General features: G+C 71.2%; 9 protein-coding genes. 5 read left to right on the top strand and 4 right to left on the bottom strand.

Annotated features, from left to right (window positions below):
- Positions 1–63: 63 nt before the first annotated feature.
- Positions 64–291, bottom strand: coding sequence for a hypothetical protein (locus Cco03nite_RS34735; protein ID WP_203698145.1), 228 nt, complete (start codon positions 289–291; stop codon positions 64–66).
- 315 nt (positions 292–606) lie between these two features.
- Here Cco03nite_RS34735 and Cco03nite_RS34740 point away from each other — a divergent pair, with 315 nt between their 5' ends.
- Together Cco03nite_RS34740 and Cco03nite_RS34745 are read left to right on the top strand one after the other, a co-directional pair.
- A complete protein-coding gene (locus Cco03nite_RS34740; RefSeq protein WP_373314403.1) occupies positions 607–927 on the top strand; it encodes a DUF397 domain-containing protein in 321 nt (106 codons plus the stop codon).
- A gap of 82 nt (positions 928–1,009) precedes the next feature.
- A complete protein-coding gene (locus tag Cco03nite_RS34745) occupies positions 1,010–1,888 on the top strand; it encodes a Sco1979 family transcriptional regulator (protein WP_203698146.1) in 879 nt (292 codons plus the stop codon).
- Between the two features lie 12 nt (positions 1,889–1,900).
- Here the strand turns inward: Cco03nite_RS34745 and Cco03nite_RS34750 are convergent, their stop codons facing one another.
- The 3 genes from Cco03nite_RS34750 to Cco03nite_RS34760 all read right to left on the bottom strand — a co-directional run bounded on the left by Cco03nite_RS34750 (position 1,901) and on the right by Cco03nite_RS34760 (position 6,034).
- Positions 1,901–3,319, bottom strand: coding sequence for an ATP-binding protein (locus Cco03nite_RS34750; protein ID WP_203698147.1), 1,419 nt, complete (start codon positions 3,317–3,319; stop codon positions 1,901–1,903).
- Complete coding sequence (locus Cco03nite_RS34755) at positions 3,316–4,974, bottom strand: NAD(P)/FAD-dependent oxidoreductase (RefSeq protein ID WP_203698148.1); 1,659 nt, start codon at positions 4,972–4,974, stop codon at positions 3,316–3,318. The genes Cco03nite_RS34750 and Cco03nite_RS34755 overlap by 4 nt, the downstream gene beginning before the upstream one ends.
- Positions 4,975–5,053: 79 nt before the next feature.
- Entirely contained in the window at positions 5,054–6,034 is a 981-nt protein-coding gene (locus Cco03nite_RS34760; RefSeq protein WP_203698149.1) for a phosphotransferase family protein, read from the bottom strand.
- Between the two features lie 391 nt (positions 6,035–6,425).
- Here Cco03nite_RS34760 and Cco03nite_RS34765 point away from each other — a divergent pair, with 391 nt between their 5' ends.
- From Cco03nite_RS34765 to Cco03nite_RS34775, 3 genes are all read left to right on the top strand, one after another.
- Positions 6,426–8,321 carry a cellulase family glycosylhydrolase gene (locus Cco03nite_RS34765; RefSeq protein ID WP_203698182.1) on the top strand — a complete coding sequence of 632 codons (1,896 nt, stop codon included), beginning with the start codon at positions 6,426–6,428 and terminating at the stop codon, positions 8,319–8,321.
- Between the two features lie 223 nt (positions 8,322–8,544).
- Positions 8,545–11,340 (top strand): glycoside hydrolase family 9 protein, encoded by a 2,796-nt coding sequence (locus Cco03nite_RS34770; RefSeq protein ID WP_203698150.1) that lies wholly within the window; start codon positions 8,545–8,547, stop codon positions 11,338–11,340.
- A 220-nt stretch (positions 11,341–11,560) separates the two neighbouring features.
- Complete coding sequence (locus Cco03nite_RS34775) at positions 11,561–12,820, top strand: vanadium-dependent haloperoxidase (protein WP_203698151.1); 1,260 nt, start codon at positions 11,561–11,563, stop codon at positions 12,818–12,820.
- Positions 12,821–12,826: the final 6 nt, after the last annotated feature.

The raw sequence follows: 12,826 nt of genomic DNA on the forward strand, positions 1-12,826 counted from the left end.
GCGGGGCGGGAGCGGACAACTCGCACCGTTGTCCGCTCCCGCCCCGCGGTGACCTGAGGAGGATCAGACGTAGCTCAGCGCGTCGATCGACAGGTCGATGAGGTCGCGCCGGGCCACGTAGCGTGCGGTTCTGATCTCGACCTCCGTGCCGCGGGCGGTCGAGGAGCAGCAGATGACGGTCGCGGCGTGGCTGCTGGCGTCGTAGACGATGCCGGCGCGCCACTGGCCGTCGCGGTACACCCAGACCCGGTCGTGGGGCGCGTACACGTCGGTGGGTACGACGTCCGCCACGGCTCTGTCATCCGGGTGTGTCTTCGGTGGTGCCATGAATCGGGAGTCCTCCTGTGGGGCGGAACATTCCGACGTGGCTCGTGCCGCGCGTGCCGGCGACTCCCCACGTCCGTGGACTAGGCCGCCTTCGGTCACACCGCGTAGCGCGACGCGCCCGGGAGGTAGCCGCATCCCGAGAAGGCTGAGCCTGCCGGTCCGGGAGGGGTCCGTGCCGTCTGCCCAGGTGGAGGGGGTTGCGCAGCCGCCGGGGTGGCCGACGGTAGCGCTTCCATTGACTGTGTTCGCTTAGCCGACCTCATGATGCACGGCTATCCTGTGCAAAAGCAAGCGCTGATGCACGTGCAGATGATCGTGTCATCTGCACGCGGCGGCGCGTCTTCTCTCTGGGGGCGGAGGATCGCGATGACGCACATCCACGGCGGGGCACCGGAGCTCGCCGCGATCGCGTGGCGCAAGAGCGTGCGCAGTGGAGCTGACGGAAACTGTGTGGAGATCGGCCGGCTGCCCGGGGGGTCGGGTTTCGCGCTACGCCATTCGCGTGATCCGCTGGGGCCGGTGCTGCTCTACACGAGGGCGGAGATGAACGCGTTTCTGCTGGGTGTTTACGACGGTGACTTCGACGATCTACTTTCTTGACCGTTGATTCTCGACAGTGCGCCCGCGCTTTGCGACAGTATGCGCAGGAGATCACGCGGGCGGGCAGGCGGAGGGCGCACGTATGGCGGCAGACCCGGAGAGTGGGTCGGGCGGCGGTCCTACCGTGCTGCGCATGCTGCTCGGAGCGCAGCTGCGGCGGTTGCGGGAGTCCCGCGGCATCAGCCGGGAGGACGCGGGCTGGCAGATCCGGGCCTCGGAGTCGAAGATCAGCCGGATGGAGTTGGGCCGGGTCGGCTTCAAGGAGCGTGACGTCGCCGACCTGCTCACCTATTACGGGGTGACCGACGAGGCCGAGCGGGAGGCGATGGCCAACCTGGCCCGGCAGGCCAACGAGCCGGGATGGTGGCACCAGTACGGCGACGTCTACCCGGCCTGGTTCCAGTCCTATCTGGGCCTGGAGTCCGCCGCGCAGATCATCCGGACGTACGAGGTGCAGTTCGTGCCCGGCCTGCTGCAGACCGCCGAGTACGCGCGCGCCGTCATCGTGCTCGGCCACGGCGGCAAGCCGGAGCCCGAGGTGAGCCGCCGGGTCGAGCTGCGGATGACCCGCCAGCAGATCCTGTACCGGCAGAACCCGCCGCGCCTGTGGGCCGTGGTCGACGAGGCGGCGCTGCGCCGGCCGGTGGGCGGGCGCTCGGTGATGCGCGGCCAGATCGAGGCGCTGCTGAAGGCGGCGAAACTGCCAACGGTCACCCTGCAGGTGATGACGTTCGCCAAGGGCGGCCACGCCTTCAGCAGCGGCGCGTTCTCGCTGCTGCGCTTCCCCGATCACGACCTGCCCGACGTGGTCTACCTGCAGCAGCTGACCAGCGCGCTCTACCTCGACAAGCGCGAGGACGTCGAGCAGTACGTCACCGTCATGGAGCAGCTGTGCGTCGACGCCTCGCCGCCGCAGGACACCCCCGCGATCCTGGAGGGCATCCTGCGCGACCTCGACTAGCCGCCGGGGCGGCTACTCGGCGGGCGGCTCGATCGGCAGCACCACCCGGAAGCGGGTGTCACCGGGCTGCGACTCGACCCGGATGTCGCCGTGGTGCTTGTTGACCACGATCCGGTACGAGATGTCCAGGCCCAGCCCGGTGCCCTCGCCGACCGGCTTGGTGGTGAAGAACGGCTCGAAGATGCGCGGCCGGATCGCCGGGTCGATGCCGGGGCCGCTGTCGCCGATCTCCACGAACACGCAGTCGTTGTCCCGGCCGGTGCGGATGGTCAGCGTGCCGGAGCCGTTCATCGCGCCCAGCGCGTTGTCGATCAGGTTGGTCCACACCTGGTTCAGCTCCGCGGCGTACGCGGGGATCTTCGGCAGGGTCCGGTCCAGCTCCTTGACCACGGTCAGATCCTTGGTGACCTTGCCGGCGAACATCGCCAGCGTCGCCTTGACCAGCTCGTTGACGTCCACCTCCTGGTACGGCGCGCGGTCCAGCTGCGAGTACTGCTTGGCCGCGGCGACCAGGCCGGAGATGCGGGTGACCGAGTCGTCGATCTCGCCCATCAGCAGCTCGGTCTCCAGGGTGTAGGTCAGCCAGCGCACCGCGGACTCGAAGTTCTCCGCGCCGACCGTGTCGGACACCTGCTCCAGCCACTCTTCGTCGACGCCGCCCGCGACCAGGGTCGGGGCGATGTCCCACGCGCCGGTGATGTCGCGGTCCTCCAGCCAGTCGGCCAGCGCGTCCTCGGCGTCGGACGTCTGCACCGGGGTGAGCTGGGCCGCGCCGTCGATCCGCTTGACCGCCTCCTCCTGCAGGTCGACGAGCTGGCGCAGCCGGGTGCCGTCGAGCCGGCCGTCGGCGATCAGCGACAGCTTGTGCCGCATCCCGGCGACCCGCTGGCGCAGCACGGACGTGGCCCGCACCGCGGCGGCGGCGGGGTTGTTCAGCTCGTGGGTGAGCCCGGCCGACAGCGAGCCCAGGGCCAGCAGGCGTTCGCGCTCGCCGACCAGGGTCTGCATGCTGCGCATGCCGAAGAACAGGCCTTCGAGCAGGTGCATCGCCATCGGGAACCACTCGCGCATGACGGTGCCGAAGTCGTCGGCGGGCAGCACGAAGAACTCGGTGTCGGACACCGCGAGCAGCGAGTGCACGTACTTCTGCGGCACCCGGTCGCCGAGGTAGGCCTGGGTGGCTCCGGCGTACACGCCGCGCTGGTCGGTGCGGCTGACCTCGATGCTGTCGCCGTGCACCTGTCGGCTGAGCGCGACGGTGCCCGACAGCAGCACGTAGAAGCAGCTGGCCTCGTCGCCCTCGGCGAAGACGGGACCGGCGGGGATGCATTCGATGCGGCCGTGCTCGGCCAGCCAGGCGAGCTGGTCGTCGCTGAGCGATTCGAACAGGAACAGGTCGCGTAGCAGCGCGGGGGTGAGTTCGATGGTCACTGCCCCTCCAGGTATCGGTGTACGAGTGAGATGGCCATGGCGCCCTCGCCGACGGCGGAGGCGACGCGTTTGACCGAGTCGGACCGCACGTCGCCGGCGGCGAACACGCCCGGCACGCTGGCTTCCAGGTGGTAGGGGTCGCGGTCCAGGCGCCACCCGGCCGGGCGCTTGCCGCCGCTGAGCAGGTCGGGCCCGGTCAGCACGAAGCCGTGCTCGTCGCGGGCCAGCACGCCGTCCAGCCAGTCGGTGCCCGGTTCCGCGCCGATGAAGATGAACAGCCAGGACGCGTCGACCTGGCTCTCCTCGCCGGTGCGGGTGTCGACGAGGGTGAGGTGCTCCAGGTGGTCGTCGCCCCCGCCCTCTTTGACCTGGGTGTACGGGTGCACGGTGATGTTCTCGATCGCCTCGATCTGGTCGATCAGGTAGCGCGACATGGACCGGCGCAGGTCCTCGCCGCGGATCAGCATGTGCACGCGGCTGGCGTACCGGGAGAAGTAGACGGCGGCCTGGCCGGCCGAGTTGGCCCCGCCGACGATGTAGACGTCCTGGTCCTTGCAGCCGGGCGCCTCGGTGGCGGCCGAGCCGTAGTACACGCCGCGGCCGGTCAGGTCGGCGCAGCCGGGCACGTCGAGCATCCGGTACGACACGCCGGTGGCCAGCACCACGGCGTGCGCGGCGATGCGGCTGCCGTCGGCGAAGTGCACGACGCGGGCCGAGCCGCAGGTCTCCAGCGAGGTGACCTCGCGGGCCGACAGCAGCTCCGCGCCGAACTTGAGCGCCTGGCGGCGGGCCCGCTCGGTGAGCTGCGCGCCGGACACGCCGTCGGGGAAGCCGAGGTAGTTCTCGATCCGGCTGCTCTGCCCGGCCTGCCCGCCGGTGGCGCGGCGCTCGACGAGCACGGTGCGCAGGCCCTCGGAGGCGGCGTACACGGCCGAGCCGAGCCCGGCGGGTCCGGCCCCGACCACGATGACGTCGTAGAAGTCGGCGGCCGGGGTGGTGGTCAGGCCGATGTTGCCGGCCAGCTCGGCCTCGTTGGGCTGGACCAGGGTCTTGCCCTCGGCGGTCACCACCAGCGGCACGTCGTCGGCGGTCAGCCCGGCCGCGGCGAGCAGGCGCGCGCCCTCGGGGTCGTCGGCGACGTACCAGCGGAACGGGACCAGGTTGCGGGCGAGGAAGTCGCGGATCTTGTAGGAGTGCGCGGACCAGCGATGGCCGACCACGCGGAGCTCGGCGGTGGCCGCGTCCGGGGTAGCCAGCCAGGACTGCAGCAGGTCGTCCACGACGGGGTAGAGGTGCTCCTCCGGCGGGTTCCACGGCTTGAGCAGGTAGTGGTCCAGGTCGACCAGGTTGATCGCGTTGATCGCCGCGTCGGTGTCGGCGTACGCGGTCAGCAGCACCCGCCGCGCCCGCGGGTAGAGGTCCATCGCCGATTCCAGGAACTCGATGCCGTTCATCTGCGGCATCCGGTAGTCGGCCAGCAGCACGGCCACCTGCTGGCCGCGCAGTTTCAGCTCGCGCAGCGCGTCGAGGGCCTCGGTGCCCGAAGTCGCCCGCACCACCCGGTAGTTCTCGCCGTAGTGCCGGCGCAGGTCGCGCGCCACCGCGCGGGAGACGTTCGGGTCGTCGTCCACGGTCAGGATCGCCGGAGTGCTCATGTCACCTATCAAAACACCTTTGCGGGTCCTTTCCATGGCATGTTGATCACACTGGTACCACCGGTCACCCCTGTAACTTTCATGCCGCCGCGAGCACGTCGAGATCCGCGGCGAGTCGCCCGCCGGCCCAGGACAGCAGCTCGCCGTTCTCCTTCTCCGGGTAGCCGCGTACGGCCGTCTCGGCGACCAGGATCAGCCACAGGTACATCCGGTAGAGCGTCAGCCGGAGCTGCTCGGCGGCGGTCAGCGGCCGGCCGAGGAAGCCGTCGACGGCCGCCGCGGCCTGCTCCTCGGGCACGAACGAGGTCAGCGAGACCAGCTCGGCGATCGGGTCGCCGTAGAACGCGCGCTCGCCGTCGATGATGCCCTCGACCCGCCAGCCGTCGCCGTCGGCCAGGACGAACACGTTGCCGTCCCACAGGTCGAAGTGGACCAGCGCGGGCACGGTCACGGCGTCGAGCAGCGGCGTGTGCCGTGCGACCAGCTCCCGGATCTCGGTGGCGGGGCGGGGCAGCGGCCGCTCGGTGGCCGTCGCGTCGGCCAGGATGTCGTCGACGAAGTGCAGGAACGTCTCCCGCCAGGACGCCGAGCGGGTGCGCCCGTCGCGGCGCGGGTAGCCGAAGCGCTCGCCGGTGACGGCGGTGACGGCCGCGGCGATCCGGCCCAGCTCGTGGCGCACCGCGAGCACGTGCTCGGCGGCCATGGTCTGCTTGGCCTGCTCGAACGAGACCCCGCGCAGCCGTTCCATGACCATGACACCGCCCTCGGCGTCGGCGTGCCACATCCGCGGCAGCGGCACGCCCGCCGCGGCGGCCCGCTCGAAGAACTCGATCTCGGTGAACATCAGGTCGACCTCGTACGTCAGCATCGTGAGGCCCTGGTCCGGCGCGACCTTCAGCACCACCTCGCGGCCGTCGGCCAGGCGTACGGCGTGGGCGGCGTTGAAGAAGCCGTCGGTGAACTCCTCGTGCCCGATGACGGCGGCCTGCTCGCCCAGGCTCCGCCGGATCAGGCGGGTGATGTCGGCTTCGGACAGCACGGGCTTGGTGATGCTGCGCATGGCCCGATCCTGGTGTGAGAGCGCTTCCAGACGCAAGGCCGTCGGGCCCGGCGGTGGGCAGGGATTGACGCAAACTGTTGCGTCCGGGTTACCGGAGCCTTACGCTCCAACACAAATGGGAGCGCTCCCGTTCACTGTCGTCGATGTCTGGTCCATGCCGGATGGTTGCTGACAGGGGCGGGAACCGGGCAGCCCGCCTCGGCGGGCGGTCCGTGCCACCCCCTGGTGCCCGCCAGGGGGAGCAGGGTTGCCCGGCCGTGCCTGGGAGCGCTCCCGACCTGCGGCGGCCACCGATCACCGCCGCACCCACCGCTTCCGGAAGGTTCCCATGGCACTCACCAGGAAGGCGGGGATCCGCAGGCGACTGCGCCTCCCCCTCGCGCTGGCCACGATGGCCACCATGCTGGCGGCCGGCGCGGCCGTGCTCGCCCCGACCACCGCCGCCGCCGCGGTGCCGGAGAAGGACTGGCTGCACGTCCAGGGCAACAAGGTCGTCGACGAGGCCGGCAACGAGGTATGGCTGACCGGCGTCAACTGGTTCGGCTTCAACGCCTCCGAGCGGGTCTTCCACGGCCTGTGGTCGGGCAACATCACCACCATCACCAAGGGCATGGCCGACCGGGGCATCAACCTGGTCCGCGTGCCGATCTCCACCCAGCTGCTGCTGGAGTGGAAGAACGGCCAGACGGTCGCCGCGCCGAACGTGAACACGTACGCCAACCCCGAGCTGGCCGGCAAGAACAACCTGCAGATCTGGGACTACTGGCTGCAGCTGTGCGAGCAGTACGGCATCAAGGTCATGCTCGACGTGCACAGCGCCGAGGCCGACAACTCCGGCCACATCCACCCGGTGTGGTGGAAGGGCACGATCACGGTCGAGCAGTTCTACCAGGCGTGGGAGTGGGTGACCAACCGGTACAAGACCAACGACACCATCGTCGCGATGGACATCAAGAACGAGCCGCACGGCACCCCCAACTCCCCGCCGCGGGCCAAGTGGGACAACAGCACCGACCAGGACAACTTCAAGTACGCCTGCGAGACCGCGGGCAAGCGCATCCTGGCGATCAACCCGAACGTGCTGATCCTGTGCGAGGGCATCGAGGTCTACCCGCGTCCCGGTGAGACCTGGAACTCCCCGAACACCGACCCGGACCTGTCGCCCAACTACTTCTACAACTGGTGGGGCGGCAACCTGCGCGGCGTGCGCGACTACCCGATCAACCTCGGGGCCAACCAGGACCAGCTGATGTACTCCCCGCACGACTACGGCCCGCTGGTCTACGAGCAGCCGTGGTTCCAGGGCACGTTCGACAAGACCTCGCTGACCAACGACGTGTGGCGGCCGAACTGGTTCTACATTCACGAGGACGGCATCGCGCCGCTGCTGATCGGCGAGTGGGGCGGCCGGCTCGGCCAGGACGCCCGCCAGGACAAGTGGATGACCGCGCTGCGTGACCTGATCGTGCAGTACCGCCTGCACCAGACGTTCTGGGTGCTCAACCCGAACTCCGGCGACACCGGCGGCCTGCTGCTCGACGACTGGGCCACCTGGGACACCGCCAAGTACAACCTGCTCAAGCCGGCGCTGTGGCAGCACCAGGGCAAGTTCGTCAGCCTCGACCACCAGGTCCGGCTCGGCGGCGCGACCAGCACCACCGGCTACAACCTCGCCGACGTGTACGGCGGCGGGGGCGGCGGCGGCGACACCATCGCCCCGTCCGCGCCGGGCAACCCGTCGGTCACCGGCGTCACCAGCAGCTCCGTGTCGCTGACCTGGGGCGCGGCCACCGACAACGTCGGTGTCACCGCGTACGAGGTCTACCGCGCCGGAACCAAGGTCGCCACCGTCTCCGGGCGCACCTACACCGACACCGGGCTGGCCGCGTCCACCGCGTACCAGTACACGGTGCGGGCCCGGGACGCGGCGGGCAACGTGTCGGCGGCCTCGGCCGCGGTCACCGGCACCACGTCGAGCGGCGGTGGGGGCGGCGGCAGCGGCTGCACCGCGACCCTGGTGGTGACCGGCTCCTGGCAGGGCGGAATGCAGGCCGAGGTGACCGTCAAGAACACCAGCACCATGACGTCGGCCGGCTGGTCTGTCGTGCTGAACATCCCCAGCACGCTGACCATCGCCAACCTGTGGAACGGCAACCGGACGGGCAACACCGTCACCAACGCGCCGCACAACGGCTCGCTGGCCCCGTCGGCGAGCACGTCCTTCGGGTTCGTCGCCAACGGCACGGGCACGGTCACCGTGACCAGCTGCGCCCTCGCTGTTCCATGATCGACGACTGGTCGGCAGCGGGCCCCTCACCGTCGCCGACCGGTCCACACCTCCGCCCCGGGCGGGCCCTGGAACCACGCCCCGGACCCGCCATCCGCCCGACCCGGCCGAAGGCTCCGCGCCCGCGGACCAGCGCCGATCGGGCACCCGGCCCGCGGAACGCGCCGTCCTCCCCGGCGCGTCCCGCGGGCGCCGACCATCCAGCCGATCACTGGAGTCACCGATGACCCATCCCACCTCTCGGCGGCTGCGCCTGGTGCTCGCCACCGCGGCCGCCGCCGTCCTGCTCCCGCTGCCCGCCGCGCCCGCGGCGGCCGACGTCGACACCAGCCCCGTGCGGGTCAACCAGATCGGCTACCTCACGGGAGCCGACAAGATCGCCACCGTGGTCGCCTCCGGCGGCGCGCGCGCCTGGCAGGTGCGCGCCGCGAGCAGCGGCGGCGCCGTCGCCTCGGGGACCACCACCGCGTACGGCAGCGACCGCGCCTCCGGCGACACCGTGCAGCAGGCCGACTTCAGTGCCCTGAGCACGCCCGGCGACTACGTGCTGTGGGTCGACGGCGTCGGCACCAGCGTGCCGTTCACGATCTCGGCCTCCTCGCTCTACCCGGCCCTGGGCCGCGAGGCGATGCAGTACTTCTACTTCCACCGCATGGGCGCGGCCGTCGACGGCCAGTTCCTGCAGAACAGCGGGCACGGCCACGCCGCGCTGCACCCCGGCGACGAGTCGGTGCCCTGCTACAACAGCTGGTGCGGCAGCCAGCGGCTGAACGTGCGCTACTCCTGGGCCGACGCCGGCGACTTCGGCATCTACGCGGTCAACCACGCCGTGTCCGCGTGGACGCTGCTCAACCTGCTGGAGCGGGAACCGGCCGCGTACGGCGACGGGTCGCTGCCGATCCCGGAGCGGGCCAACGGGCGGCCGGACATCCTCGACGAGGTCGAGTTCGGCTCGCGCTGGATGGCGGGCCTGCTCCCGTCGACGGGGCTGGCCTCGCACAAGGTGCACAACCACGCCTGGAGCGCGTTCCCGGTGACCTCGGTCGATCAGGAGAACGGGCTGGCCCGCTCGGCGATGGGGCCGTCGACGAACGCGACGTACGCGGTGGCGCGGACCAACGCGCAGCTCGCCCGGGTGCTGGCGCCGTACGACGCGGTGCGGGCGGCGACGCTGTGGGGTATCGCGAAGGACGCCTGGACCAGGGCCGAGGCGCAGCCGAACGTGGACTACAACACGACCGCCGACGCCGAGGGCGGCGGCGACTACGGCGACACGAAGAACAGCGACGACCGGTACGCGGCCGCCGCCGAGCTGTACCTGACCGCGCTCAAGCGCAGCGACTCCGCCCTGTCCGGCTACCGCACCGCGGTCACCGGCTCGCCGCACTACCGGGAGATGGGCCAGTTCGACTGGGCCGAGGTCGCCGCGACCGGCACGCTGTCGCTGGTCAGCGTGGCCAACGACCTGCCCGCCGCGGACCTGGCCACGATGCGCGGCAACGTGCGCTCGTTCGCGGACCAGATCGTCACCACGCTGCGGGGCGAGGGCTACCCGTCGCTGATCGGGGGCGCGTCGGCGTACCCGTGGGGTTCGAACTCGTTCATCGCCAACCGGATGCTGGTGCTCGGCGTGGCCTACGACGACTCGGGCAGCCTGGCCTACTTCAAGGCGATGAACCGGGCCATGGACTACCTGATGGGCAACAACGCGATGCGCCTGTCGTACGTCACCGGCTACGGCGAGTACGCCGAGACCGACCTGCACGACCGCTGGGCGTGGGGGAAGTATCCCGGGATCGCGTACCCGAAGGGCTGGCTGGCCGGCGGGCCGAACAACGAGCTGATCAACGATCCGGCCACGCCCACCGGCCGCCCGGCGGCCAAGTCGTACGCGCCGAAGAACACCGCGCCCGACGCGTGGGGCTCCAAGGAGAACACGATCAACTGGAACGCCCCGCTGGTCTGGGTGGCCACCCACCTCGACCGCAACACGGCCGACCTGACCGGCGGCGCCCCCGACGTGACGCCGCCGACCGTGCCCGGCAACCCGCGGGTCACCACGACGTCCTCGACATCGATCTCGCTGGCCTGGGACGCGTCCACCGACAACGTCGGCGTGGCCGGGTACGACGTCTACCGGGGCACGGTCAAGGTGGGCACGCCGGCCGGCACGTCCTACACCGACACCGGCCTGACCCCGTCGACGGCGTACACGTACACCGTGCGGGCCCGGGACGTCGGCGGGTACGTGTCGGCCGCTTCGGTGCCGGTGACCGGGACGACCCAGGGTGGCGACGTGGTGCCGCCCGCGGCGCCGGCGAACCTGCGGGTCGGCGCGACCGGCAGCGACTCGGTCACCATCACCTGGGACCCGGTGCCGACCGCGGTGAGCTACGCGGTGCGGCGCGGCGGCGTGCAGGTCGCCGTGGTGACGGGCACGTCGTACACCGACACCGGGCTGAGCCCGAGCACGGCGTACACGTACACCGTGCAGGCCCGCAACGCCGCAGGTGACCCCTCGGTGTGGTCCGCGCCGATCACCGCGACCACGTCCGCGCCGCCGGCCGGAGGCGGGCTGACCGTGCGCTACAAGAACAACGACGGCTCGCCGACGGACAACTCGATCCGGTTCGGGCTGCAGGTCGTCAACTCCGGCACCTCCGCGACGGGTCTGAGCACGGTCACCGCCCGCTACTACCTGACCCGCGACGGGGCGGCGGGCGTGACCGTGTACTGCGACTGGGCCCAGCTGGGCTGCGCGAACGTGCGCACCACCGTGGTGAGCCTGGCCGTCCCGGTCGCCGGGGCGGACACCTACGTCGAGGTGGCGTTCACCGGCGGCACCCTGGCCGCGGGCGCGTCGACCGGGGAGATCCAGCTGCGCCTGCACAAGGCCGACTGGAGCCCGTTCAACGAGGTCGGCGACTACAGCCGGGGCGCCAACACGGCGTTCGCGGACGCGCCCGCCATCCCCGGATACGTCGGCGGCGTGCTCTCCTGGGGCACCCCGCCCGCGTGACCGGACCGCCCGGGGCTCCCCCCGCCAGGGGAGCCCCGGGCACCTTCCTGCGCAGGTCATGCGTTCGGCGGTCCGTGCGAGACGGTCGGCGGAAGACGTCTGACCTGCATCTTTCCGGTGAATCGTCGGTGCGGCCTGTTCGTTTTCCGGTCACAACCCCGCACAATGGACACATTGCTGCCGGCCCAACCGGGGCGGGCACGTGCCCTCGGGAGTGTTCATGCGGCTCCGAGCCCGCCGTACCGGCGCAGTCCTGACCGTCCTCGCCGCGGCGACCGCGGCCCTAGCCCCCGTCGGCGCCCCCGCGGCCGTGCTGTCCGCGGTCAACGCGGTCGTCGTGTGGAACCAGCACACCGAGGACACGATCCGCAACGCCGGCCCCTTCGTGCCGCACGTCGCCCTGATCAACCGCGCCATGGTGCACGGCGCCGTCTACGACGCGGTCAACGGCGTCACCCGCACCCACCGGCCGTACCTGGTGCAGGTCGAGGCCCAGCCCGGCGACTCGGTGGACGCCGCCGCGGCCACCGCCGCGTTCCGCATGCTGACCCACCTGTTCCCGGCCCAGTCCGCCGCGTTGCAGACCAAGTACGACACCGCGCTCGCGGCCGTGCCCGACGGGCCCGCGAAGCTGGGCGGCATCACCGACGGCGAGCAGGCCGCGACCGCGATGATCGCGGCGCGCACCGGCGACGGGCGCGGCGGCCCGGCCGACGTGGTCATCGGCACCGAGCCGGGGCAGTGGCGGCCCACGCCGCCCGCGTTCGCCGTCGACCCCGCGCCCTGGGCGGGCAACGTGAAGCCGTTCCTGGTGCCCGACGTCGCCGCGCTGCGCTCGGACGGCCCCAACGCATTGACCAGTTCGGACTACACCGAGGACTTCAACGAGGTGAAGTCGGTCGGCTTGCGCACGAGCACCACGCGCACCGCCGACCAGACCGACGCCGCCCGCTGGTGGGCCGCCGTGCCGCAGGAGGCCATGCTGCGCGCGCTGGCCACCGGCCACAACCTGTCCGCGGCCGACAGCGCCCGGCTGTTCGCGCAGGTCGGCATGTCCACCGCGGACGCCGTGATCGCCTGCCACAACGACAAGGCGCACTGGAAGTCCTGGCGGCCGGTCACCGCCATCCACGAGGCCGCGAACGACGGCAACCCGGCCACCGAGCCCGACCCGTCGTGGGTTCCGCTGCTGGACACCCCGCCCTGGTACGAGCACTCGTCCGGGCACTCCTGCAACATCTCCGCCTGGAGCTACGCGCTGACCGACTTCTTCGACACCGACCAGGTCGCCTTCTCCGGCTTCAACGCGGTCACCGGCACCACCCGCAGCTTCACCAGCTTCTCCCAGGCCCGCAAGGAGATCATCGACGCCCGGGTGTGGGCGGGCATCCACTTCCGCACCGCCGACCACCACGGCGCGGTCATCGGCAAGAAGGTCGCCTTCTACGGGGCCAAGCACTACTTCCAGCCGGTGTCCTGAGCCACG

Origin of the sequence: Catellatospora coxensis, from assembly GCF_016862635.1 — a bacterium.
Classification (GTDB): Bacteria; Actinomycetota; Actinomycetes; order Mycobacteriales; family Micromonosporaceae; genus Catellatospora; species Catellatospora coxensis.

Coding starts and splice junctions, on each gene's coding strand:
- Cco03nite_RS34745 (WP_203698146.1), top strand. CDS start 1,010: ATGGCGGCAGACCCGGAGAGTGGGTCGGGCGGCGGTCCTACCGTGCTG.
- Cco03nite_RS34760 (WP_203698149.1), bottom strand. CDS start 6,034: ATGCGCAGCATCACCAAGCCCGTGCTGTCCGAAGCCGACATCACCCGC.
- Cco03nite_RS34775 (WP_203698151.1), top strand. CDS start 11,561: ATGCGGCTCCGAGCCCGCCGTACCGGCGCAGTCCTGACCGTCCTCGCC.
- Cco03nite_RS34755 (WP_203698148.1), bottom strand. CDS start 4,974: ATGAGCACTCCGGCGATCCTGACCGTGGACGACGACCCGAACGTCTCC.
- Cco03nite_RS34770 (WP_203698150.1), top strand. CDS start 8,545: ATGACCCATCCCACCTCTCGGCGGCTGCGCCTGGTGCTCGCCACCGCG.
- Cco03nite_RS34765 (WP_203698182.1), top strand. CDS start 6,426: ATGGCCACCATGCTGGCGGCCGGCGCGGCCGTGCTCGCCCCGACCACC.